Below are 21,555 nucleotides of genomic sequence, written 5' to 3' on the forward strand. Positions count from 1 at the left end.
TCAACTTCTGCGCGTACGTGTTGGTCGGTACGTCGATTCAGCGACCGGTCAGGATCTCACCGACGTAGTTGGCAACCGCGCGAACGGCCGCCATTGTTCCGGGGTAGTCCATGCGCGTCGGTCCGACGACGCCGAGTCCTCCGAGCGGGTTGTCCCGGCTGCCGTAGCCGATGGACACGACGGAGGTGCTGCGCATCTCGGCGGCCTCGTTCTCCTCGCCGATGCGCACCAGCACGCGACCGGGGTCGCGGGAGGCCGCGAGGAGCTTGAGCACGACGACCTGCTCTTCGAGCGCTTCCAGCACCTGCCGCAGCGATCCGGGGAAGTCCGTGATGCTGCGGGTGAGGTTGGCCGTGCCGCCGAGCACCAGCCGTTCCTCCGGGTGCTCCACCAACGTCTCGATCAGCACTGTAGCGACCCGCAGCATCGGCTCGCGGAGGTTCGACGGAACCTCGTCCGGCAGCTCGGCGACCTTCGCGGACGCGTCCGCGAGCCGCTGACCCGCCATCGCCTGGTTGAGCACGCCGCGCAGCTGGGCCGTGTGCTCCTCGCTGATCACGTCGCCGAGCTCGACGATCCGCTGGTCGACGCGCCCGGTGTCGGTGATCAGCACCAGCATGAGCCGCGACGGGGTGATCGGCAGCACCTCGAGGTGCCGCACGGCCGCGCGCGACAGCGTCGGCACCTGGATCACCGCGACCTGCCGGGTGAGCTGGGCGAGCAGCCGCACGCTGCGGCGCATCACGTCGTCGAGGTCGAGCGCCCCGTCGAGGAAGCTGCGGATGGCCCGCTTCTCCGCGACCGACAGCGGCTTGACCTCGCTCAGCTTGTCGACGAAGAGGCGGTACCCCTTGTCCGTCGGCACGCGGCCGGCGCTGGTGTGCGGCTGGGCGATGTAGCCCTCGTCCTCCAGGGCGGCCATGTCGTTGCGCACGGTCGCGCTCGACACCCCCAAGTTGTGCCTCTCGACCAGCGCCTTCGACCCGACGGGCTCCTGGTTGGACACGTAGTCGGCGACGATGGCGCGCAGCACCTCGAACCGACGTTCATCGGCGTTCATCGCTGTGTCACCTCCGTGTCCCGTGCTCCCGAGTTTACCCAGGCGGTTTCGTGCCCGGTGGGGGCTCTGGAGTCGTGCTCCGCCGAGGCTCCGGTTTTTGTCGGTGGCGGTCGCTAGGGTCCAAACCATGACGGAGGACAGGCGCAGGCACCTGTCGGTGGTCAGGGACGGCGACTTACCCCCGGCACCGGGCAGGGCCTGCCTGGTGCACAGCGACGACGAGTGGTGGCCGGGCACCGTGACGTGGGAGAACACCCGCCGGGACGACGGGTTGTGGTGGGGCGAGGTGACGTACCGCAAGGGCGGCGACGTGCTGACCGAGGTGCACAGCCAGCACGACCTGCGCGCCCGCTGAGTCGGGGCCCGCCGATCAGGGCAGCAGGCGCCGCACCACGGCGTCGGCGAGCAGCCGGCCGCGGTCGGTGAGCACGCACCGGTCGTCCGACGGCTCCAGCAATCCGTCGGCGATCGCCTGCTCGGCCTCGTCCCTGCCGGCGTCGTCCAGCACGTCCAGCGGCAGGCCCTCGGCGAGCCGGAGCTCCAGCAGCACGCGTTCGACCCGCTGGTCCTCGGCCGACAGCACCTCACGACCGGCGGCCGGTGACGCGCCGGAGGCGAGCAGCGACGAGTAGCGGGCGGGGTGCTTCACGTTCCAGAACCGCACGCCGCCGACGTGGCTGTGCGCGCCGGGTCCGAAGCCCCACCAGTCGGCGCCCTTCCAGTACAGGACGTTGTGCCGGCACTGCGCCTGCACGGACGTGGCCCAGTTCGACACCTCGTACCAGGAGAACCCGGCGCCCGAGAGGACGGAGTCGACCATCTCGTAGGACGAAGCGAGCACGTCGTCGTCCGGCATCGGCAGGTCGCCGCGGCGGATGCGGCGGGCCAGACCGGTGCCGTCCTCCACGATCAGCGCGTAGGCGGAGACGTGGTCGACGCCCGCCGCCAGCACGGCGTCGAGCGAGGCGGCCAAGTCCGAGGACTGCTCCCCCGGCGTGCCGTAGATCAGGTCGAGGTTCACGTGAGCGAACCCGGCCGCACGGGCCTCGCGCGCGGCATCGACCGGGCGGCCGGGGGTGTGCTTGCGGTCCAGCACGGCCAGCACGTGCCGGGCGGCGGACTGCATTCCCAGCGACACGCGCGTGTAGCCGGCGTCCAGGATGCCCTCGAAGAACGCCGGCGACGTCGACTCCGGGTTCGACTCGGTCGTCACCTCGGCGCCGGGCGCGAGGCCGAACGACCCCCGCACCGCGTCGAGCACGTCGCGCAGCCCCGGGGCACCGAGCAGGGAGGGGGTGCCGCCGCCCACGAACACGGTCTCGGCGGCGGGGGCGTCGCCCAGCACCGACGCCGCCAGGTCGAGTTCGCGGCGCAGCCCCTCCAGCCACGACTCGGGCGACGCCGACGAGCCGAGCTCGCCGGGGGTGTAGGTGTTGAAGTCGCAGTAGCCGCACCGGGTCGCGCAGAACGGCACGTGCACGTAGACACCGAACGGGCGGGAGCCGACACCGGCGAGAGCGGACGCGGGCAGCGTTCCGTCGGCGGGCGCGGGCTCGCCTTCGGGCAGAGCGGAGGGCATGACTCCCAGTGTCCACCACGGGGCCCGAATGGCGGTGTCCGACCAGGCGAAGCATCTGTCGGTGACAGATTCATCACGGAGTGAAACCAGCTCGGAATGTCAACTCCCGCAGGCGAATCCCAGCATTCGGTTGGCGGTGGACCACGCTCTGGACGGCATGCACACTGAGGACATGCATTCGACTGGAGTCCGCCTCGTGGCCCGCCGCCACGTCGACTTCCGTCGTGTCTCCAGCGCGATGTGCCGTCGTTCGGCCTGACCCAGCGCTGATTTGTTCCCGTCGGCGCTTGGTGCGCTGACGACGCCCCCACCACAAGCACCTCCGGGCTCGCTCGCGCACGAAGCGCCTCGAAAACCCGGAGGATGGCGATGGTCCCGCCGCAGACGTCACCGCGCGCCAAGCAGCGTCGCGGCGAGGGGCAGTGGGCGCTCGGGTACCGAGAGCCGCTGAACCCCAACGAGCGGAGCAAGAAGGACGACAACCCGCTCAACGTCCGCACCCGCATCGAGAACATCTACGCCCACGGCGGTTTCGACTCCATCGACCCGGCCGACCTCCGCGGCCGGTTCCGCTGGTACGGCCTCTACACGCAGCGCAAGCCCGGCATCGACGGCGGCCGCACGGCCACGCTGGAGCCGGAGGAGCTCGACGACGAGTACTTCATGATGCGCGTGCGCAGCGACGGTGGCGCGCTGACGACGCAGCAGCTCAAGGTGCTCGGCGAGATCTCGCAGACCTATGCGCGCGACACCGCGGACATCACCGACCGGCAGAACGTCCAGTACCACTGGATCCGGATCGAGGACGTCCCCACGATCTGGCAGAAGCTCGAGGACGTCGGCCTCACGACGATGGAGGCGTGCGGCGACAGCCCGCGCGTCATCCTCGGCTCGCCGGTCGCGGGCATCTCCGAGGACGAGGTCGTCAACGGGCAGCCGGCGATCGACACGATCCTCGAGCGCTACATCGGCGACCCGCGCTTCTCCAACCTGCCGCGCAAGTTCAAGACCGCCATCTCCGGCCTGCAGGACGTCGCGCACGAGATCCACGACATCGCGTTCGTCGGCGTCGTCCACCCCGAGCACGGGCCCGGTTTCGACCTGTGGGTCGGCGGCGGTCTGTCCACGAACCCCATGCTGGGCAAGCGACTGGGCGCCTGGGTGCCGCTGGAGGAGGTGCCGGACGTGTGGGAGGCGGTCATCTCCGTCTTCCGCGACTACGGCTACCGCCGCCTGCGCCACCGCGCGCGCATCAAGTTCCTCGTCGCCGACTGGGGCCCGGAGAAGTTCCGGCAGGTCGTGGAGGACGAGTACCTCGGGCGCAAGATGATCGACGGACCGGCGCCGGAGGTCCTCGACCAGCAGCTCGACCACATCGGCGTGCACCGGCAGAAGGACGGCCTGTTCTACGTCGGCGCCGCGCCGGTCGCGGGCCGCGTGTCCGGCTCGATCCTGGTCGAGGTCGCGAAGGTCGCCGAACGGGCGGGCAGCGCGCGCGTCCGGTTCACCCCGCAGCAGAAGATCATCGTGCTCGACGTCGCCGAGTCCGAGGTCCCGGCGCTCAAGAGCGACCTCGCGAAGCTGGGCCTGCAGGTCGACCCGTCGCCGTGGCGGCGCGGCATCATGGCGTGCACCGGCATCGAGTTCTGCAAGCTCGCGATCGTCGAGACCAAGGCCCGCGCCCTCGACCTCGTCACGCAGCTCGAGGCGAACCTCAAGGACGTCGTCGACGGCGTCACGGCGCCGATCACCGTGCACATCAACGGCTGCCCCAACTCCTGCGCCCGCATCCAGACCGCGGACATCGGCCTGAAGGGCCAGATCGTCACCGACGACGCGGGCAACCAGGTCGAGGGCTTCCAGGTGCACCTCGGCGGCGGCCTCGGCCTCGACGCCGGGTTCGGCCGCAAGCTGCGCGGCCACAAGGTGACCGCGGCCGAGCTGCCCGAGTACGTCGAGCGGGTCGTGCGGAACTTCGTGGCGCAGCGCGAGACCGACGAGCGGTTCGCCCAGTGGGTCGGCCGCGCCGAGGAGGCCTCGCTGCGATGAGCGAACGCGCGACGCCGTTCTACTGCCCCTACTGCGGGGACGAGGACCTCCGCCCGCAGGAGGAGCCCAGCTACGCGTGGCTGTGCACCGGGTGCCGCCGCGTCTTCAAGGTCTCGTTCGTCGGGCTCAACCTGCCGCAGGAGGTGAAGAAGTGAGCGATCTCAAGGAAGACCTCAAGATCGTCGCCGAAGCCGCGGAACTGGAGCTGCGGGACGCGAGCCCCGAAGAGGCGCTGGAGTGGGTGGCGCGGACGTTCGGCGACAGCTACATCGTCGCCTCCAACATGCAGGACGCCGTGCTGATCGACCTCGCCGCCAAGGTGAAGCCGGACTTCGACGTGCTGTTCCTGGAGACCGGCTACCACTTCCCGGAGACCATCGGCGTGCGCGACGCCGTCACGGTCGTCTACCCGGACGTGCGGATCGTCAACGCCGCCGCCGAGCAGTCGGTGCAGGACCAGGAACGCGAGTTCGGCCTGCTGTACCAGTCGGACCCGGCCACGTGCTGCAACCTGCGCAAGGTCGTGCCGCTGCGCCGCGAGCTCGCGAAGTACGACGCGTGGGTCACCGGCGTGCGCCGCGTGGACGCGCCCACCCGCGCGAACACGCCGATCGTGCAGTGGGACGACCGCAACGGGCTGGTCAAGATCAACCCGATCGCGCCGTGGTCGGACGACGAGTTCAACGCCTACATCCACGAGAAGGGCATCCTCGAGAACCTGTTGGTGCAGGAGGGGTATCCCTCGATCGGCTGCCTGCCGTGCACCTCCAAGCCACTGCCGGGCCAGGACGCGCGCAGCGGCCGCTGGGCCGGGCAGTCGAAGACGGAATGCGGGTTGCACGGATGACGGTCACATCAACCACGGACGCGCTCGACACGCTGGGGCGCCTCGAATCCGAGGCCATTCACATCTTCCGCGAGGTCGCGGGCGAGTTCGACCGGCCGGTGATCCTCTTCTCCGGCGGCAAGGACTCCACCCTGCTGCTGCACCTCGCGATCAAGGCGTTCTACCCGGCGCCCGTGCCGTTCCCGCTGCTGCACGTCGACACCGGGCACAACTTCGACGAGGTCATCGAGTTCCGCGACCGCGTCGTCGCGCAGCACGGCCTTCGGCTGGAGGTCGCGAAGGTCCAGGACTGGATCGACGACGGCCGTCTGGAGGAGCGCCCGGACGGCACGCGCAACCCGTTGCAGACCGTGCCGCTGCTGGACTCCATCACCCAGCACAGGTTCGACGCGGTCTTCGGCGGTGGCCGCCGCGACGAGGAACGCGCCCGCGCCAAGGAGCGGATCTTCAGCCTGCGCACGGCGTTCGGCCAGTGGGACCCGAAGCGCCAGCGCCCGGAGCTGTGGAACCTCTACAACGGCCGGCACCGCGCCGGTGAGCACGTCCGCGTGTTCCCGCTGTCCAACTGGACCGAGCTCGACGTGTGGAACTACATCGAGCGCGAGGGCATCGAGCTGCCGGACATCTACTACTCGCACCAGCGCGAGGTGTTCCTGCGCGACGGCATGTGGCTCGCCGAGGGCCCGTGGGGCACGGCGCGCGAGGGCGAAGTGCTGCAGCGCAAGACGGTTCGCTACCGCACGGTCGGCGACGGCTCCTGCACGGGCGCCGTCGAGTCCGACGCCGCCGACATCCACGCGGTGATCGCCGAGGTCGCCGCGTCCCGCCTGACCGAGCGCGGCGCCACGCGGGCCGACGACCGGCTGTCCGAGGCCGCCATGGAAGACCGCAAGCGGGAGGGGTACTTCTAGATGAGCGACCTGTTGAGGCTGGCCACCGCGGGCAGCGTGGACGACGGCAAGTCCACGCTGGTCGGCAGGCTGCTCTACGACACCAAGTCCGTGCTCGCGGACACGCTCGACGCCGTGCACCGCGCGAGCGCCGACCGGGGTCTCTCGACGCCGGACCTGTCGCTGCTGGTCGACGGCCTGCGGTCGGAACGCGAGCAGGGCATCACGATCGACGTCGCCTACCGGTACTTCGCGACGCCGAAGCGGTCGTTCGTGCTCGCGGACACCCCCGGCCACGTGCAGTACACCCGCAACACCGTCACGGGCGCGTCCACCGCGCAGCTCGCGGTCCTGCTGGTCGACGCGCGCAAGGGCGTCATCGAGCAGACGCGGCGCCACGCGGCGGTGCTGGCGCTGCTGGGCGTGCCACGGCTGGTGCTGGCGGTCAACAAGATCGACCTCGTGGGCTACGACGAGGTGACGTTCTCCCGCATCGCCAAGGAGTTCACCGCGCACGCCACGGCCCTGGGCTACACCGAGGACTCGGTGGTCGAGATCCCGGTGAGCGCCCTGGCCGGGGACAACGTCGTGGAGAAGTCCGCGAACACGCCCTGGTACTCCGGCCCCACCCTGCTGGAGCACCTGGAGACCGTGCCGGTCGAACCCGACCCGCACGACGCCCCGTTCCGCTTCCCGGTGCAGTACGTGATCCGCCCGCGCACGGCCGAGCACCTCGACTACCGGGGTTACGCCGGCCTGGTCGCGGCGGGCACGGTCAAGGCGGGCGACGAGGTCGTCGTGCTGCCGTCGGGCCGCCGCTCGACCGTGACGAAGATCGACACGGCGGACGGCGAACTGGCGGAGGCGGCGGCCGGCCAGTCCGTGACGCTGCTGCTGGCCGACGACATCGACATCTCCCGGGGCGACCTGATCTCGGTGGCGGGCAACGAACCCACCGTCACCGACGAACTGGACGCCACCCTCTGCTGGCTCGCGGAGAAGCCGCTGCGACCCGGCGCCCGAGTCCTCGTCAAGCACGGCACGCGCACCGTGCAGGCGATGGTCACCGAGCTGCGCGACCGCTTCGACGAGCAGAACCTGTCCAGTGTGGACGGCCCTGCCTCGTTGGAGCTGAACGAGATCGGCCGAGTGGCTCTGCGTCTCGCGGAGCCCGTACCGCTGGACGACTACAGCTTCAGCCGGCGCACCGGGTCGTTCCTGGTGATCGACGTGAGTGACGGGTCGACGCTCGCCGCTGGACTGGTCGGGGCTCCGCTGCCGCTGCTCGAGAACGGCGTGGAGAGCTGTACCGGGGGTAGCACCGCTACCCCTGACGACCACGCCCTCGTCTCCCCCGGTCCCTGAAAGGCCTGAACCCCGTGAACCTCAAGCCCGCCCTTGCCGTCGCACTGATCGCACTGACAGCCATCTCCGGTTGCAGCCGCGCCGGAACCTCCGAGACTCCCGCCGCCGAGTCCAAGGGCGCAGCCGCCGAGGTCCGCCTCGGGTACTTCCCGAACATCACCCACGCCGCCGCGCTGATCGGCGTCGAGAAGGGCCTGTACGCCCAGGAGCTCGGCAGCACCAAGCTGACGACGCAGACGTTCAACGCCGGTCCCGACGAGGTCAACGCGTTGCTGGGCGAATCGCTCGACATCGCCTACATCGGGTCGGGCCCGGCGATCAACGCCTACTCGAAGTCCAAGGGCGAGGCCGTGAAGCTCGTCGCGGGCGCCACCTCGGGCGGCGCGCAGCTCGTGGTGAAGCCCGAGATCAACTCGATCGAGGACCTCAAGGGCAAGGTCGTCGCCACTCCGCAGCTCGCGAACACGCAGGACGTGTCGCTCAAGAAGTACCTGGCGGAGAAGAACCTCACCGGCCAGGTCACCGTGCAGAACGTGGAGAACGCGCAGTCGCTCGACCTGTTCAAGAAGGGCGACATCCAGGCCGCCTGGGCGCCGCAGCCGTGGTCGGCGCGCATCGTCGCCGAGGGCGGCGGCAAGGTGCTGCTGGACGAGAAGACGCTGTGGGAGGGCGGGGCGTTCCCGACCACCGTGGTCATCGTGCGGACGAAGTTCCTGCAGGAGCACCCGGAGACGGTCGAGGCCGTGCTGAAGGGCCACGTCGCGGCCATCGACTGGGCGAAGTCGAACTCCGGCGAGGCGAAGAAGACCGCCAACGCCGCGCTGGAGAAGCTCACGTCCAAGAAGCTCGGCGACAAGATCCTCGACGCCGCGTGGGAGAACATCGAGCTCACCACGGACGCGCAGGCCAAGCACTTCCCGCAGCTCGCGAAGGACGCCGTGACCGCGGGCGTGGCCAAGGAGGCCGCGAACGTCGCCGGGTACGCCGACTTCACGCTGCTGAACAAGGTTCTCCAGGCACAGGGCAAGCCGCAGGTGCAGGCAGCCGGACTGGACAAGAAGTAACTCTCCGAGGGGACACGGACATGACCGCCACGCTCGAGACCACTTTTCAGTCCACTGTGGATACTGCCGTCGAACTGGCCGGGGTCCGCAAGGTGTTCGGCCACGGCAGCTCGGCCGTGGTGGCGCTCGACGGGGTCGACCTCAAGGTCAAGCCCGGCGAGTTCGTGTGCCTGCTCGGCGCGTCCGGCTGCGGCAAGAGCACGCTGCTCAACATCGTCGCGGGCCTCGACGGCGCGACGTCGGGCTCGTTGCAGCTCAACACCTCGCGCCCGGCCGTGATGTTCCAGGAGCCCGCTCTGATGCCGTGGCTCACGGCGGCGCGCAACGTCGAACTGGCGTTGCGCTTCGCCGGCGTGGGCCGCCTGGCCCGCAAGCGCCGCGCGTTGGAGCTGCTCGACCTGGTGCGGCTCGGCGACGTCGCGGACAAGCGCCCGCACGAGCTCTCCGGCGGCATGCGCCAACGCGTGGCGCTGGCCCGTGCGCTGGCGTCCACCACCGTCTCCGCGGACGGCGCCCCGGCGCTCCTGCTGATGGACGAGCCGTTCGCCGCGTTGGACGCCATCACACGCGACGTGCTGCAGAGCGAACTGCTGCGCGTGTGGGAGACCACCAACACGGCGATCATCTTCGTGACGCACGACGTCCGCGAGGCCGTGCGCCTCGGCCAGCGCGTCGTGCTGCTGTCCTCGCGCCCCGGCCGGGTCGTGCGCGAGTGGGACGTGACGGACTCGTCCGACACCGTCCTCGACGAGATCAACACACATCTGCGAGAGGTCATCAGTGGCCACGCCTCCTGACACGCTCGACAAGGTCGGCGCGGGCCTCGACGCCCTCGACGTCCCCGTCGAGACGCAGAAACCGCCGGTGTGGCGCCGGTTCCTGAAGACGGGCGTGCCACCTCTCATCGCCTTCGCGCTGCTCCTCGGCGTGTGGCAGGGGTTGTGGGCCTCGGCGCTGCTGCCAGAGTTCCAGCTGCCCGCGCCGATCAACGTGTGGAACGAGCTCGTCCGCTCGATCTCCACGGGCGAGGCGTTCGGCATCCTGTGGACGTCGCTGCACCGCGCGGTGCTCGGGTTCCTCGCGGCGGTGCTGATCGCGACGCCGCTGGGGTTGCTCGTCGCCAAGGTGCGAGTGGTGCGCGCGGCGATCGGGTCGCTGCTGACCGGCCTGCAGTCGCTGCCGTCGGTCGCCTGGGTGCCGGCCGCGATCCTGTGGTTCGGCGTGACGCCGTCGACGATCTACTTCGTGGTGCTGATGGGTTCCGTGCCGTCGATCGCGAACGGCCTGGTGGCGGGCATCGACCAGATCCCGCCGCTGCTGCCGCGCGTGGGCCGCGCCCTCGGCGCCGGACGGCTGGCCTCCGCCCGCCACATCCTGCTGCCGGCCGCGCTGCCCGGTTACCTGGCGGGGTTGAAGCAGGGCTGGGCGTTCTCGTGGCGGTCGCTGATGGCCGCGGAGATCATCGCGACCTCGCCCCAGCTGGGTGTCGGCCTGGGCCAGTACCTGCACAACGGGTCGTCGTTGAACGACATCAACATGGTGATCGCGGCGATCTTCCTGATCCTGCTGGTCGGCATCGGGATCGAGCTGCTGCTGTTCCGCCCGCTGGAGCGCGCGGTGCTGCGAGCTCGTGGACTGACGGGAGCGCTGTGACCCCGCTGATCGCCGTCGCACACGGCAGCCGCGACCCCCGCTCGGCGACGTCCGTGCACGCACTGCTGTCGGTCGTGCGGTCGCTGCGCCCGGAACTGGACGTGCGCGGCTGCTTCCTGGACCTCTGCGCGCCCAGGCTGGGCGACGTGCTGCGCGGCCCGTCCGTGGTCGTACCCCTGTTGCTGGGCAAGGCCTACCACGCCCGCGTCGACGTGCCGGCCGCAGTCGCCGAGACCCGCGTGCCCGCCGTGGTGACGGACGTCCTCGGCCCCGACCCGCGGCTGGAGTCGGCCGCGCTGCGCCGGCTGTCCGAGGCCGGGGTGGACTTCGGCGACCGCTCGCTCGGCGTCGTGCTGGCCGGGGCCGGGTCGTCACACGCGCCGGCGAACGAGGCCGTCACCACCGTGGCACGGCGGTGGGCCGCGGAGTCCGGCTGGGCCGGGGTGGAGGCCGCTTTCGCTTCCATCGCTTCGCCTTCCGTGCCCGAGGCCGTGGAACGGTTGCGGGCGCGCGGGGCCGCGCGGATCGCTGTCGCGTCGTGGTTCCTCGCACCGGGGTTGCTGCCGGACAAGGTGGCTTCGCTGGCCGGTGACGCGGTGGTGGCCCGGCCGCTGGGGGACGACGTGGAGGTGGCTCAGCTGGTGCTGGACCGGTACGACGAGGCGCTGGCGCGGCACGCGGTGGCGGCCTAGCCGTTCACCGGCCGGGGCCGGCGTTCAGCTTCACCTGAACAGGAATTGCGGCGTACGCCTGGGATCCTGTTCGGATGCACATGTTCGTCGACGAGACCGAACGCGGCGGCCACCTGCTCGCCGCGACGCTCGTCGCTCCCGCCGCGCTGCACTCGACCCGATCACTGATACGAGGGCTGCTGCTGCCGGGTGAGCGGCGAGTGCACTTCAAGTCCGAGAAGGACAGTCGCCGCAAGTTCATCGTGTCACGCATAGTCGAGCGGTCGTTCGACGTGGTCGTGGTCTCCAGCAGCGAAAAGGGCGACCGGGCGCGGGGCGTTCTGCTGGAGCGGTTGGTGGTGGAGGCGGTCGAGCGGGGCGTGACCAGGCTCGTGCTCGACTCCCGGGACCACGCGAGCAACGGCCGCGACCGCGTGGTTCTGGCTCGCACGAAAGCACGCGACGCGGGAATCGTCTACGAGCACATCCAGTCGTCCGGGGAACCTGCTCTGTGGGTGAGCGACGCCGTCGCCTGGTGCCTGGGCGCCGGCGGTGACTGGGTGCGTCGGATCGGGCCGGTCGTGACGCGCATCGAGCCCTGAACAGCGCGAAGCCCAGGCAGCAACCGTCCGGAAGCGCACCTGGGCTCACTTCCTCCACCTAGTGGCAGAGGCTCTGCGCACAGCCTAGCACATTTGATCCCAACCGCCCCAGCGCGATGCCGAAGCGTGGTACCAACTCCCCCAACGACACCGGGGGGGCGACGTGTTCGACGATCATTTTCCGCGCCGAAGAAACCGTCACGGCGGCCGATCCCTGCGCGGGGCACCGTTGTGGATCAAAGTGACGGTGTGGGTGGGCGCGCTGCTCGCGATCGCGGGTTTCGGGGTCCTCGGATACGGCTTCGCAACCACGCTGGACGCGTTCGGCCAGTCCTTCACCACCACCGTCCCGCCGGTCGGGCAGTTCGAGCCTCCCAGCTTCGCAAGCCTCAAGCTGGGCTTCGGTCTCTTCTTCGCGGGTTTCGCGGTGTCCGCGATCGGCACGCTGGCCAACAACACCCGGCGCTGACCGGGCGATGTGAACTGTGAACCGTTGACGTGAAACCTACTCATGAGTAGTCAGGTGATTACGCCGCGTGCTGGGAGTGTCCCTCGTCCACTCAACGGGGAGAGGCCATGAAGCTAGCCGGAATCGGGTCCCTGCTACTCGTACCGATGCTGATGTTCGCCACCAACGCGTCAGCAGCCGCTCCGCAGACCATCACCTACAAGCTCCGGGCGAGCGCCGTCGGGCAGACCACGGACTTCACGCTCGACCAGGGCGTCGACTCGTCCGCGGCGGCGAGCGTCGCGCCGGGCGGCACCCTCGCGGTCACCATCGACCCCGCGCCCAACACCATCCCGTCCGAGGCCGGTGGCCGGCAGGTCCGGGAGATCAAGGGGCTCGCGCTCAGGCTGCCGGTGCCCGCGAACTCGTCGTTCAAGTCCGCGAGCCTGTCCGGCGGCGCCGGGCTCGGTGGCACGCCGACGATCGCGCTCCAGGGCAGCGACGTCGTGCTGAGCGTGCCCGGCCCGATCAAGGGCGGCGCGAAGTTCGAGCTGCCGACCGTCACGATCAACCTGACGGCGGGCGGCAGCGGCACCATCACCACGAAGCTGGGCGGCACCAGCTACGACGCGCCCGGCCTCACCTTCACCGCCGTGGTCACCGTCATCGGCATCCCGATCAACGCCGCCGCGAAGGGCTACCCGGACCCCAGCCCGGTCCTCACGACCACGACCATCGGCTGACACCGGTGCCCCACCCCCTGCCGGGCATCAGTCGGTAGCCGCCACCAGCGCCGTCATCGTGGCGAGCGTCGTGCGCAGGTCTTCGAGCGGGACCTGCGCACTGACGCGGTCGGCCCACTCGTGCTGCGCCTCCCGCAGCCGCGCGATGGCCGCGCAGCCCTCGTCCGTCGGCCGCACCAGCTTCGCCCGCGCGTGCGCCGGGTTCGGCAGGTACTCGGCCAGCCCCTTGTCCACCAGCAGGTCCGCGATCCGCTGCACGGACTGGCGCGCGAGCCCCATCTCCCGCGCGACGGCGGAGACGGACAACGGCTCACGCAGCACCGCCCCGAGCACCTGCCACCACGCCGCCGTCAGGCCGACCGGCTTCGTCATCACCTCGGCCGCCTCCAGGAACGCGCCGTACAGGCGGAAGGTCCTCATCACGACGTCGGTCAGGACGTCTCCCGCCTCAGTCCTGGACACTCGCCACCAGCTTCCCGTACGCCTCCGCCGAGGCGTCGCGCTGGAACTCGAACCACGCCTGCAACGTCCGCGGCGTGTACGCCTCCAGCTCCGCCAGGACCTCGCGCGCGAACTCCAGCGCGCTCGCGCCGTTCGCCGTGATCACACCGTCGGCACGCACCACGCGTTCGTCGCGGTAGAGCGACGCACCGCCGTAAGCGCCGAGGTACTGCGGGAAGTTCGACGTGTGCGCCACGTCGTCGAGCAGCCCCTCGGCCGCGAGGGCGACCGTCGCCCCGCAGATCGCCGCGATCGGCTTGCCCGCCTCGCGGAACCGGCGCGCGAGCTTCCCGAACGCCGCGAGCGCACCGCTCTCCCACCCGTCACCGCCGGGCATCACGAGCATCGCGGCGTCGTCCAGCGAGACGTCCGCCACGGCGACGTCGGGCAGCATCCGCACGCCGCCGATGGTGCGGACCGGGTCCGTCGTGAGCCCGACCGTCCGGATCTCGTAGCGGCCCGGCCGCTGCTGGAACTGCTGCAGGCTCACCTGCGCGGCCACGTGGCCGTACTCCCAGTCGGCGAGCTGATCGGCCAGCACCAGGTACACCTTCTCCGCTGCCATGACAGCAGACTGTCATATTTGACAGGATACTGTCAACGAACCCCACGGCTAAGGTCAGCGCCATGGCAGACGAGCTGGTCCACTACGAGGTGCAGCGTGGCATCGCGACGATCACGCTGGACTCCCCCCACAACCGCAACGCGCTGTCGTCGCAGCTGCGCCGGGAGCTCCGCGAGCACCTGGGCACCGCGGCGCAGGACGACCAGGTGCGCGTGGTCGTGCTGACCCACACTGGCCCCGTGTTCTGCTCCGGCATGGACCTCAAGGAGGCCGCCGGCGCGAGCGCGGGCGACCAGGGCGTCAACGAGTTCCCCGCGATCCTCGAACAGCTCTGGACCAGCCCGAAACCGGTCGTCGCGGCCCTGAAGGGCCCGGCCCGCGCCGGCGGCGTCGGCATCGTGGCGGCGTGCGACATCGCCGTCGCCGCCACCGAGGCCACGTTCGCGTTCAGCGAGGTCAGGATCGGTGTCGTGCCGGCGGTCATCTCGGTGACCGTGCTGCCGCGGCTGCTCCCCCGCCAGGCGCACGAGCTGTTCCTCACCGGCGAGGCGTTCGACGCGCAGCGCGCCGTGCAGATCGGCCTGCTCAACTCCGCCGTGCCGGTCGACGGCGTCGGCGCCGAGGTGCGCCGCTACACCGACATGCTCGCGCTCGGCGCCCCGAACGCCCTCGCGGCCACCAAGGAGATGCTGCGGCAGGAGCGGTCCACGAACCTCGGCGAGGTCTTCGCGGACATGCTCGAGCTGTCGGCGCGGCACTTCGGCGGCCCCGAGGGCCAGGAGGGCATCACGGCGTTCCGCGAGAAGCGCAAGCCGTCCTGGGTGCCCGCCGGGGACTGACGCCTAGAACCAGCCGGTGCACTCGATCACGCCCTTCGAGGACCCGCAGGCGCGCATGACCTTGCCGTCGTTCTTGAACGCCTCGGTGAACTTCGCGGTGCCCGAGTCGATCCTGGTGTAGCCGAGGAACCCCTCGTGCCCGTCGGCCGAGGGGTCCTTGCGGTCGGTCCAGACCTCCTCGCCGGGGGTGCCGGACGAGATGCGGCCCCACGCGCACTTCGTCTTGTTCGACGCGCGCAGCTCGACGACGCGGCCGGTCTGCATCGTCACGGGGTTGTCGCCGTCGGCGGTGTCGAACGGCGTGAAGCCCTGCTCCTGCGAGCAGTCCGGATCACCGGCGAACGAGACGGCCGGGCACAGCACCCCTGCGGCGACGACGACGCCGAGCGCGTAGCTCAGGCGGTGGAAAAGCGTTCCCATGGGGCAGCACTGTCCACTCCGGACGGCGGTGCCGCAGCCCGAGTCACCTTTCCGTGCGAATGACGCGCAGCGTCCGGTCACCCGACTCGGCGGTGGTCTCGGCGGCGTCCCGCAGCACGCCGGCGACGGCCGGGTCCAGGTCGGCGGGCACGACCAGCACGTAGTCGCCTTCGGGCAGCCAGGAGAGGTCGGTCAGGCTGTCGTGGAGCGCGTCGAGGTTCTGCCCGAACCACGAGGGGAAGTCGAGGGCCTTCGCAATGGCCGCGATCGCGGCGGTCCTCTCCGAGACGAGGATGTGCCTCTTCACTTCCGCACGTCCACCACGACGAACGACGAGTAGTGGTCGCCGGTGTAGAAGACTTCCTTCTCCGACCCGGTGACGAGCCGGCGCGCGCCGCGGTCGGGGCTGCCGGGCGTCGGCACGGTGTACTCCTTGTAGTACCCGGACTTCTTCTGCGGCAGCCGTTCCTCGCGGTTCTGGAACGTCACGCCGTCGTTGCGCGGGTACGGGAACGGCCCGTTCGCCTCGATCAGCTTCCAGGTCTTCGCGGCCTCGGCCGGCAGCGCCGACAGGGCCTGGACGTCCATGCCCGACTTCGCGCCGGGCACCTCGGCGGCGGCCGAGGCGGAACTCGTGACCACGGGTTTCGTCGTGTCGGGCGGAGTGGCCGGGGTGCCGTCCTTGACGAACCACCCGATGACGACGAGAGCGACTAGCCCGACCAGTGCGACGGTCAGGCGGCGACCAGGACTCACGCGGCGACCTTCTCCGGTTCAGGCTCGGGCTCGGCGCCGGGCAGCGACGCCGGGTTCTTCGCACCCCAGTCGGCCACGCGGTCGATCAGCCGCGCCACGCCCAGGCAGAGCGGCAACACCACGATCATCACCACGGGGAACTGCACGGCGACGGGCAGCTGCACCAACCACAGCTCGACCCCGTCCCACCACTGCACCAGCCAGTCCACGCACCCGACTGTAGTCCCGTGACCCGTGTCACGGCCGTCGGCCACGATCCAGGTGGGTATGTTGCCAGGCATGTTCGCCGTTTACGCAGCAGAACCCAGTCCCGAGAACCCGCTGGCCTCGCTCCGCGTGGGAGAGCGTCCCGAGCCCGAGGTCCCCGCCGGGTGGGTGCGTGTCGCGGTGAAGGCGGCCAGCCTCAACATGCACGACCTGTGGACGCTGCGCGGCGTCGGCATCAAGCCCGAGCAGTTCCCGATGATCCTCGGCTGCGACGGCGCGGGCACCCTCGACGACGGCACCGAGGTGGTCCTGCACTCCGTCATCGGCGACCCGGGCTGGGACGGTGACGAGACGCTCGACCCCAAGCGCACGCTGCTCACCGAGAAGCACCAGGGCACGTTCGCCGACCACGTGGTCGTGCCGGCCCGCAACGCGCTGCCCAAGCCGGAGGGCCTGTCGTTCGCCGAGGCCGCGTGCATGGGCACGGCGTGGCTGACGGCCTACCGGATGCTGTTCGTGAAGTCCGGCCTGCGCCCCGGCCAGACGATGCTCGTGCAGGGCGCGTCGGGCGGTGTGTCGACCGCGTTGATCCAGCTCGGCCGCGCCGCCGGGTTCCGCGTCTGGGTCACCGGCCGTTCCGAGGAGAAGCGCGCTCTCGCTAGCGGCCTCGGCGCGCACCAGGTGTTCGAGTCGGGTGCGCGCCTGCCCGAACGGGTCGACGCGGTGTTCGAGACCGTCGGCAAGGCCACCTGGTCGCACTCGATGAAGGCCCTCAAGCCCGGCGGCATCGTCGTCATCTCCGGCGCGACGTCCGGCGACGCGTCCGCGGCCGAGCTGCAGCGGCTCTTCTTCCTCCAGCTCCGCGTGGTCGGCTCGACCATGGGCACGCGCGAGGAGCTGGGCGACCTGCTGCGGTTCTGCGCGCTCCACGAGCTCAAGCCGCAGATCGGCGCGGAGCTGGAGTTCGGGGACGCCGAGCGGGGCTTCACGTCGATGCTCGACGGCGAGACCGCGGGCAAGATCGTCTTCTCGCGCGCGTAGAAAGGCGCAAAACGCCCTGCTGGTCAGCGGGTGCGGGCCACTCGCGTGACAGTGGTCCCATGACTACGCAGGGCGTTTTCCGGCGCAAGCCCATCGAGCAGATCGCCGAGGACTCCGGCGACGGGCTCAGCAGAACGCTGGGCCTCTGGCAGCTCACGGCCATCGGCATCGGCGGCATCATCGGCGCCGGCATCTTCTCGCTCGCGGGCGCCGTCGCGAACAAGACGGCGGGCCCGGCCGTGCTCATCTCGTTCCTCGTGGCCGGCATCGCGAGCGCGGCGGCGGCGTTCTCGTACGCCGAGTTCGCGGGCCTGATCCCCAAGGCGGGCAGCGCCTACACCTACGGCTACGCGGTACTGGGCGAGATCGTCGGCTGGTTCATCGGCTGGGACCTGCTGCTCGAGTACACGGCGATCGTGGCGGTGGTCGCGATCGGCATCTCCGGCTACTTCACCGAACTGCTGTCACTGCTGGACATCCACCTCCCGCAGTGGATGCTGGGCGCGCCCGGCACCGAGACGGGGGACGTCGCCGCGGGCACGTACAAGGTGAACCTGTTCGCCGTGCTGCTGTGCCTGCTGATCGCGTTCGTGCTGAACCAGGGCATGAAGAACGCGGCGCGGTTCGAGACGACGCTCGTGTACCTGAAGATCGCGGTGGTCGCGCTGGTCGTGGTCGTCGGCGCGTTCCACATCGACACCGACAACTACAACCCGTTCTTCCCGTTCGGCATCTCGGGTGCGCTCACGGGTGCGGCGACGGTGTTCTTCGCGGTGTTCGGCTACGACGCCATGTCGACCGCGGCCGAGGAGTCGAAGGACTCCCAGAAGCACATGCCCAAGGCCATCATCTACTCGCTGGCCGTCTCGATGGTCCTGTACGTGCTGGCCTGCCTCGTGCTGACCGGCATGGTCAACTACAAGGACGTCGACGCGGAGTCCGCCTTCGCCACGGCGTTCGCCGACGTCGGCCTGCCCGCGCTCGGCATCGTCATCAGCGTCGGCGCGATCCTCGGGATCACGACGGTGCTGTTCACGTTCCTGCTCGGCGCGGCCCGCGTCGGCTACTCGATGAGCCGCGACGGGCTGCTGCCGCCGTGGTTCGCGAAGACGCACCCGGTGAAGCACGTGCCGTCGCGCATCACCTGGGTGCTGGGCACCGCCTCCGCGGCCATCGCCGGGTTCCTGCCGATCGCCGAGGCCGCCGAGCTCACGAACATCGGCATCCTGCTCGCGTTCGTCGTCGTCTGCGTCGCGGTGATCGTGCTGCGCTACAAGCAGCCCGACCTGCCACGCACGTTCAGGACGCCCGGCATGCCCGTCGTGCCGGTGATCGGCGTGATCTTCTCGATCTGGCTGATCACGTTCCTGACCCCGGAGACCTGGCTGCGGTTCGCGGTCTGGTTCGTGATCGGCCTGATCATCTACTTCACCTACTCGCGCAAGCACTCCGTCATGAACCGGCCGACCAGGAAGTGACGATCTCGTCGAGGGCGGACAGCGGCACCGCACCGCTGCCCACCACGAGGTCGTGGAACGCGCGAACGTCGAACCGGTCGCCCATCCGCGCCTGCGCCTCCGCCCGCACGCGCTGGATCTCCAGACGCCCCACCATGTACGCGAGGGCCTGGCCGGGCGTCTCGATGTACCGGTCGATCTCCGAGTGGATCTCCGGCTCGGTCATCACCGTGTTGTCGCGCAGGTAGTCGACGGCCTGCTGCCGCGACCAGCCGAACGCGTGCAGCCCGGTGTCGACCACGAGCCGGCTGGCGCGCATCGCGTCGAGCCCGAGCATGCCCAGGCGCTGCTCGTCGGAGGAGTAGAGGCCCATCTCGTCCGCGAGGCGCTCGGTGTAGAGGCCCCAGCCCTCCAGGTACGCCTCGATGAACGCGTACTTGCGCATGTTCGGCAGCTCGGTCTCGCCGGCGATCGAGATCTGGTAGTGGTGGCCCGGCACCGCCTCGTGGAACGCCGTCACCTCGGACAGCGTGCGGCTGCGTTCGGTGGCGCCCAACGGGTTCAGCCAGTACGTGCCCGGACGGCTGCGGTCGGCCGACGCCGGCTGGTAGAAGGCGATCGCCGACGTCCGCTGCTCCTCCTCCGGCACGGCGAGCACCCGGCAGCCGACGCCCGGCATGCGCCCGAACCACTTCGGCGCCTCGGCCTCGGCCCGCGCGATCGCCTCGACGGCACTGGCGATCATCTGCTCTTCGTTTTCCCACAGCAGTTCCGTGCGCAACCGGCGGAAGATCTCCGGCACGTCCGAGGTGCCCCACAGCCGCGAGCCGATCTCCGCGTACTCCTCGCGCAGCGACGCGATGATGTCGAGCCCGAGCCGGTGCAGCTCGTCGGGCGTGCGGGAGGTCGTGGTGTAGTTGCGGACGAGGTTCGCGTAGTTGTGCTCGCCCTCGGGCAGCCAGCACAGCCCGGCCCTGTCGTCACCGCGGCCGTCCCCGACCGACGCCAGCACGTCGCGGAACCCGGCGACGGCGGCGCGGATCTCGCCGGAGTGCTCGCCCTCCCACTCCTGCCGCGGCAGGGCCAGGAACCCGTCCATGCGCTGCACCCCGGCCTCGAGGTGGCGGCTCAGCGGCCGGCGGTCGGAGTCGCGGACCCGTTCTCCCGCCTGGGCGATGTAGCGCGGGAACAGGCCCAGGCGCTGCGACACGTCCAGCTTCGACGCGATCGAGAGCAGGCCGTTGACCGGCGCGCTCATCGTGCCGACGGTGTGCTCGACCAGCCGGGCGTCGATCCGGTCGACGATCGCCCTGCCCTGCTGCCGGATGACGGCCAGCGTGACGGGGTCCTCGGAGTCGTCCGACTCCGCCTTGTCGAGGAGCGCGGCGATCCGGTCCCGGTCCGCCCGGTCGCCCTCGGCGCTCACGTCCTCGAGCCGGTCCTCCCAGCCGGGGACGCCCAGCATCGAGGCGGACAGCGGCGAGTGGTCCATGATCGCGGAGAACATCTCATCGGCAAGTGACATCGGGCCCTCCCGGACCAGTCGGAAACAAGATCGCCCAGCGTGGACAACGGTACGATGCCGTTCTCCAGCATCACCCTGGACCGCGCACACCACGGCAAGGGTTCGTGGTCACCGCACTAGCCGCGACCGAACCGCTCCGCCAGCGAGTTGACCGCCTCGGCCAGCTCGGCGCCGATCCTGCGCACGACCTCGCCCGCCGGTTCCGCGGTCGCGAGCGGGTACGTCGTGCCGGCCCACAGCGACATGACCTCCAGCTCCCCGCTCGCGCGCACCGGCCTCGTGAGGTGGTGCACGTTCGGGTACGCGGCGGGCGCGTGCGGGCTGTTCTCGACCAGGAACCGGTTGACGAGCCCGCGGGCGGGCCGTCCGCTGAACGCCCGGGTGAGCGCCGTGCGCCGGCTCCCGGCGGCGAGCGCCTGCCGTTGCACCGCAGCGGTTCCGGCCTCCGGGCTGCCGAGGAACGCGGTGCCGAGCTGCGCGGCGACCGCACCGGCCGCCAGCACCGCGGCGACGTCGGCGCCGGTGACGAGCCCGCCGGTCGCGATCAGCGGAAGGCTGACCTCGTCCTGCACGAGCCGGATCGCCGCGAGGGTGCCGTAGAGCTCGCCGCCGCCGGGCGAGACGCCGTCGTCGGTGAACGTGCCGCGGTGGCCGCCCGCGTCGGCGCCCTGCACGCACAGCACGTCCGCGCCGATCTGCTGGGCCTGCCGCGCCTCGCTCGGCGTGGTGACGGTCACGACGATCGTGGACCCGGCCGCCCGGAGCCGCTGCACGTCGTCGAAGTCGGGCAGCCCGAAGGTGAACGACACCACCGGCACCCGCAGCGCCAGCACCAGTTCGAGCTTGGCCGAGTAGTTGTCGTCGTCCCAGCGCGGCTCGCCGGGAACGGCGCCGACCTTGTCCGCGTAGGCCGTGACCCGCTGCACGTAGGACGAGAGGTCCGCCGTCGAGCGCGTGCCGGGCACGAAAAGGTTGACCCCGAACGGTGTGCTCGTGAGTTCGGTGGTGCGGACGATCTTCTCCGCGAGCTGCTCGACGGTGAGGTAACCGGCCGCGAGGAACCCCAGCCCGCCGGCTTCGTTCACGGCGGCGACCAGCTCGGGGGTGGAGGCGCCACCCGCCATGGGCGCGGCGACCACGGGCACGGCCAGCGTGTGGAACATGAGCACAACCTAGTTGGACAGGGCAATGGGTGCCCGGCCGAGCCGCTGTGTCGTCGACGACGCGGCGGCTACTCCGAACGGACGTCGGTGTCACGTCCATTGTGGACGTG

Annotated in this window: 26 protein-coding genes; 16 read left to right on the top strand and 10 right to left on the bottom strand. The window is 70.4% G+C overall.

Translation table 11 applies throughout. From position 1 onward, the window contains the following. Positions 1-37: 37 nt before the first annotated feature. Positions 38-1,060, bottom strand: coding sequence for a heat-inducible transcriptional repressor HrcA (gene hrcA / locus ACFWGZ_RS05215; RefSeq protein WP_382450190.1), 1,023 nt, complete (start codon positions 1,058-1,060; stop codon positions 38-40). Positions 1,061-1,187: 127 nt separating this feature from the next. Between hrcA and ACFWGZ_RS05220 the strand changes: the two genes are divergently transcribed. Beyond that, positions 1,188-1,415, top strand: a complete 228-nt coding sequence (locus tag ACFWGZ_RS05220; RefSeq protein WP_382450191.1) for a hypothetical protein — start codon at positions 1,188-1,190, stop codon at positions 1,413-1,415. 15 nt (positions 1,416-1,430) lie between these two features. Here the strand turns inward: ACFWGZ_RS05220 and hemW are convergent, their stop codons facing one another. Then, entirely contained in the window at positions 1,431-2,639 is a 1,209-nt protein-coding gene (gene hemW, locus ACFWGZ_RS05225; protein ID WP_382450192.1) for a radical SAM family heme chaperone HemW, read from the bottom strand. Between the two features lie 369 nt (positions 2,640-3,008). Here hemW and ACFWGZ_RS05230 point away from each other — a divergent pair, with 369 nt between their 5' ends. The 12 genes from ACFWGZ_RS05230 (at position 3,009) to ACFWGZ_RS05285 (ending at position 12,971) form a co-directional block, all read left to right on the top strand. Beyond that, a complete protein-coding gene (locus ACFWGZ_RS05230) occupies positions 3,009-4,688 on the top strand; it encodes a nitrite/sulfite reductase (protein ID WP_382450193.1) in 1,680 nt (559 codons plus the stop codon). Next, positions 4,685-4,843, top strand: a complete 159-nt coding sequence (locus ACFWGZ_RS05235; protein WP_030472080.1) for a hypothetical protein — start codon at positions 4,685-4,687, stop codon at positions 4,841-4,843. The genes ACFWGZ_RS05230 and ACFWGZ_RS05235 overlap by 4 nt, the downstream gene beginning before the upstream one ends. Next, entirely contained in the window at positions 4,840-5,535 is a 696-nt protein-coding gene (locus ACFWGZ_RS05240) for a phosphoadenylyl-sulfate reductase (protein WP_382450194.1), read from the top strand. Before ACFWGZ_RS05235 ends, ACFWGZ_RS05240 begins: the two co-directional genes overlap by 4 nt. Further along, a complete protein-coding gene (gene cysD, locus ACFWGZ_RS05245) occupies positions 5,532-6,446 on the top strand; it encodes a sulfate adenylyltransferase subunit CysD (RefSeq protein ID WP_382450195.1) in 915 nt (304 codons plus the stop codon). Before ACFWGZ_RS05240 ends, cysD begins: the two co-directional genes overlap by 4 nt. Then, the gene (locus tag ACFWGZ_RS05250; protein ID WP_382450196.1) at positions 6,447-7,790 is read left to right on the top strand and encodes a sulfate adenylyltransferase subunit 1; all 1,344 of its coding nucleotides are present in this window, start codon (positions 6,447-6,449) and stop codon (positions 7,788-7,790) included. Between the two features lie 14 nt (positions 7,791-7,804). Beyond that, entirely contained in the window at positions 7,805-8,854 is a 1,050-nt protein-coding gene (locus ACFWGZ_RS05255) for an ABC transporter substrate-binding protein (protein ID WP_382450197.1), read from the top strand. Between the two features lie 20 nt (positions 8,855-8,874). Next, the gene (locus tag ACFWGZ_RS05260) at positions 8,875-9,651 is read left to right on the top strand and encodes an ABC transporter ATP-binding protein (protein WP_382450198.1); all 777 of its coding nucleotides are present in this window, start codon (positions 8,875-8,877) and stop codon (positions 9,649-9,651) included. Continuing rightward, positions 9,635-10,507, top strand: coding sequence for an ABC transporter permease (locus ACFWGZ_RS05265; protein WP_382450199.1), 873 nt, complete (start codon positions 9,635-9,637; stop codon positions 10,505-10,507). The genes ACFWGZ_RS05260 and ACFWGZ_RS05265 overlap by 17 nt, the downstream gene beginning before the upstream one ends. Next, on the top strand, positions 10,504-11,199 hold the full coding sequence (locus ACFWGZ_RS05270) for a sirohydrochlorin chelatase (RefSeq protein ID WP_382450200.1): 696 nt from the start codon (positions 10,504-10,506) through the stop codon (positions 11,197-11,199). The genes ACFWGZ_RS05265 and ACFWGZ_RS05270 overlap by 4 nt, the downstream gene beginning before the upstream one ends. Positions 11,200-11,273: 74 nt before the next feature. Continuing rightward, complete coding sequence (locus tag ACFWGZ_RS05275; protein ID WP_382450201.1) at positions 11,274-11,780, top strand: hypothetical protein; 507 nt, start codon at positions 11,274-11,276, stop codon at positions 11,778-11,780. 163 nt (positions 11,781-11,943) lie between these two features. Continuing rightward, a complete protein-coding gene (locus ACFWGZ_RS05280; RefSeq protein ID WP_382450202.1) occupies positions 11,944-12,249 on the top strand; it encodes a hypothetical protein in 306 nt (101 codons plus the stop codon). Positions 12,250-12,356: 107 nt separating this feature from the next. Next, positions 12,357-12,971 carry a cyclase gene (locus tag ACFWGZ_RS05285; RefSeq protein ID WP_382450203.1) on the top strand — a complete coding sequence of 205 codons (615 nt, stop codon included), beginning with the start codon at positions 12,357-12,359 and terminating at the stop codon, positions 12,969-12,971. 27 nt (positions 12,972-12,998) lie between these two features. Here the strand turns inward: ACFWGZ_RS05285 and ACFWGZ_RS05290 are convergent, their stop codons facing one another. Beyond that, positions 12,999-13,433, bottom strand: coding sequence for a MarR family winged helix-turn-helix transcriptional regulator (locus ACFWGZ_RS05290; protein ID WP_382450204.1), 435 nt, complete (start codon positions 13,431-13,433; stop codon positions 12,999-13,001). Next, positions 13,420-14,037, bottom strand: a complete 618-nt coding sequence (locus ACFWGZ_RS05295; protein ID WP_382450205.1) for a DJ-1/PfpI family protein — start codon at positions 14,035-14,037, stop codon at positions 13,420-13,422. Before ACFWGZ_RS05295 ends, ACFWGZ_RS05290 begins: the two co-directional genes overlap by 14 nt. Positions 14,038-14,099: 62 nt before the next feature. Here ACFWGZ_RS05295 and ACFWGZ_RS05300 point away from each other — a divergent pair, with 62 nt between their 5' ends. Next, entirely contained in the window at positions 14,100-14,876 is a 777-nt protein-coding gene (locus ACFWGZ_RS05300) for an enoyl-CoA hydratase-related protein (RefSeq protein ID WP_382450206.1), read from the top strand. 3 nt (positions 14,877-14,879) lie between these two features. On the opposite strand, the gene ACFWGZ_RS05305 is transcribed toward ACFWGZ_RS05300, so the two are convergent. The 4 genes from ACFWGZ_RS05305 to ACFWGZ_RS05320 are packed head-to-tail and all read right to left on the bottom strand — an operon-like array spanning position 14,880 to position 16,261. Continuing rightward, entirely contained in the window at positions 14,880-15,296 is a 417-nt protein-coding gene (locus tag ACFWGZ_RS05305; RefSeq protein WP_382450207.1) for a hypothetical protein, read from the bottom strand. A gap of 43 nt (positions 15,297-15,339) precedes the next feature. Continuing rightward, positions 15,340-15,603 (bottom strand): barstar family protein, encoded by a 264-nt coding sequence (locus ACFWGZ_RS05310; RefSeq protein ID WP_382450208.1) that lies wholly within the window; start codon positions 15,601-15,603, stop codon positions 15,340-15,342. Continuing rightward, positions 15,600-16,052 carry a ribonuclease domain-containing protein gene (locus tag ACFWGZ_RS05315; protein WP_382450209.1) on the bottom strand — a complete coding sequence of 151 codons (453 nt, stop codon included), beginning with the start codon at positions 16,050-16,052 and terminating at the stop codon, positions 15,600-15,602. The genes ACFWGZ_RS05310 and ACFWGZ_RS05315 overlap by 4 nt, the downstream gene beginning before the upstream one ends. Beyond that, a complete protein-coding gene (locus tag ACFWGZ_RS05320; RefSeq protein WP_382450210.1) occupies positions 16,049-16,261 on the bottom strand; it encodes a hypothetical protein in 213 nt (70 codons plus the stop codon). Before ACFWGZ_RS05320 ends, ACFWGZ_RS05315 begins: the two co-directional genes overlap by 4 nt. A gap of 70 nt (positions 16,262-16,331) precedes the next feature. On the opposite strand from ACFWGZ_RS05320, the gene ACFWGZ_RS05325 reads away from it, so the two are divergent. Together ACFWGZ_RS05325 and ACFWGZ_RS05330 are read left to right on the top strand one after the other, a co-directional pair. Further along, positions 16,332-17,300, top strand: a complete 969-nt coding sequence (locus ACFWGZ_RS05325; RefSeq protein ID WP_382450211.1) for a zinc-binding dehydrogenase — start codon at positions 16,332-16,334, stop codon at positions 17,298-17,300. A gap of 59 nt (positions 17,301-17,359) precedes the next feature. Next, positions 17,360-18,778, top strand: coding sequence for an amino acid permease (locus tag ACFWGZ_RS05330; protein WP_382450212.1), 1,419 nt, complete (start codon positions 17,360-17,362; stop codon positions 18,776-18,778). Here ACFWGZ_RS05330 and ACFWGZ_RS05335 read toward each other — a convergent pair. Continuing rightward, positions 18,753-20,282: a DUF885 domain-containing protein gene (locus tag ACFWGZ_RS05335; protein WP_382450213.1), complete on the bottom strand. Its 1,530-nt coding sequence runs from the start codon at positions 20,280-20,282 to the stop codon at positions 18,753-18,755. The genes ACFWGZ_RS05330 and ACFWGZ_RS05335 overlap by 26 nt on opposite strands. 116 nt (positions 20,283-20,398) lie before the next feature. Further along, the gene (locus ACFWGZ_RS05340; protein WP_382450214.1) at positions 20,399-21,445 is read right to left on the bottom strand and encodes an NAD(P)H-dependent flavin oxidoreductase; all 1,047 of its coding nucleotides are present in this window, start codon (positions 21,443-21,445) and stop codon (positions 20,399-20,401) included. Positions 21,446-21,555 lie beyond the last annotated feature (110 nt).

The organism is Lentzea sp. NPDC060358 (genome assembly GCF_042725365.1).
Lineage (GTDB): Bacteria > Actinomycetota > Actinomycetes > Mycobacteriales > Pseudonocardiaceae > Lentzea.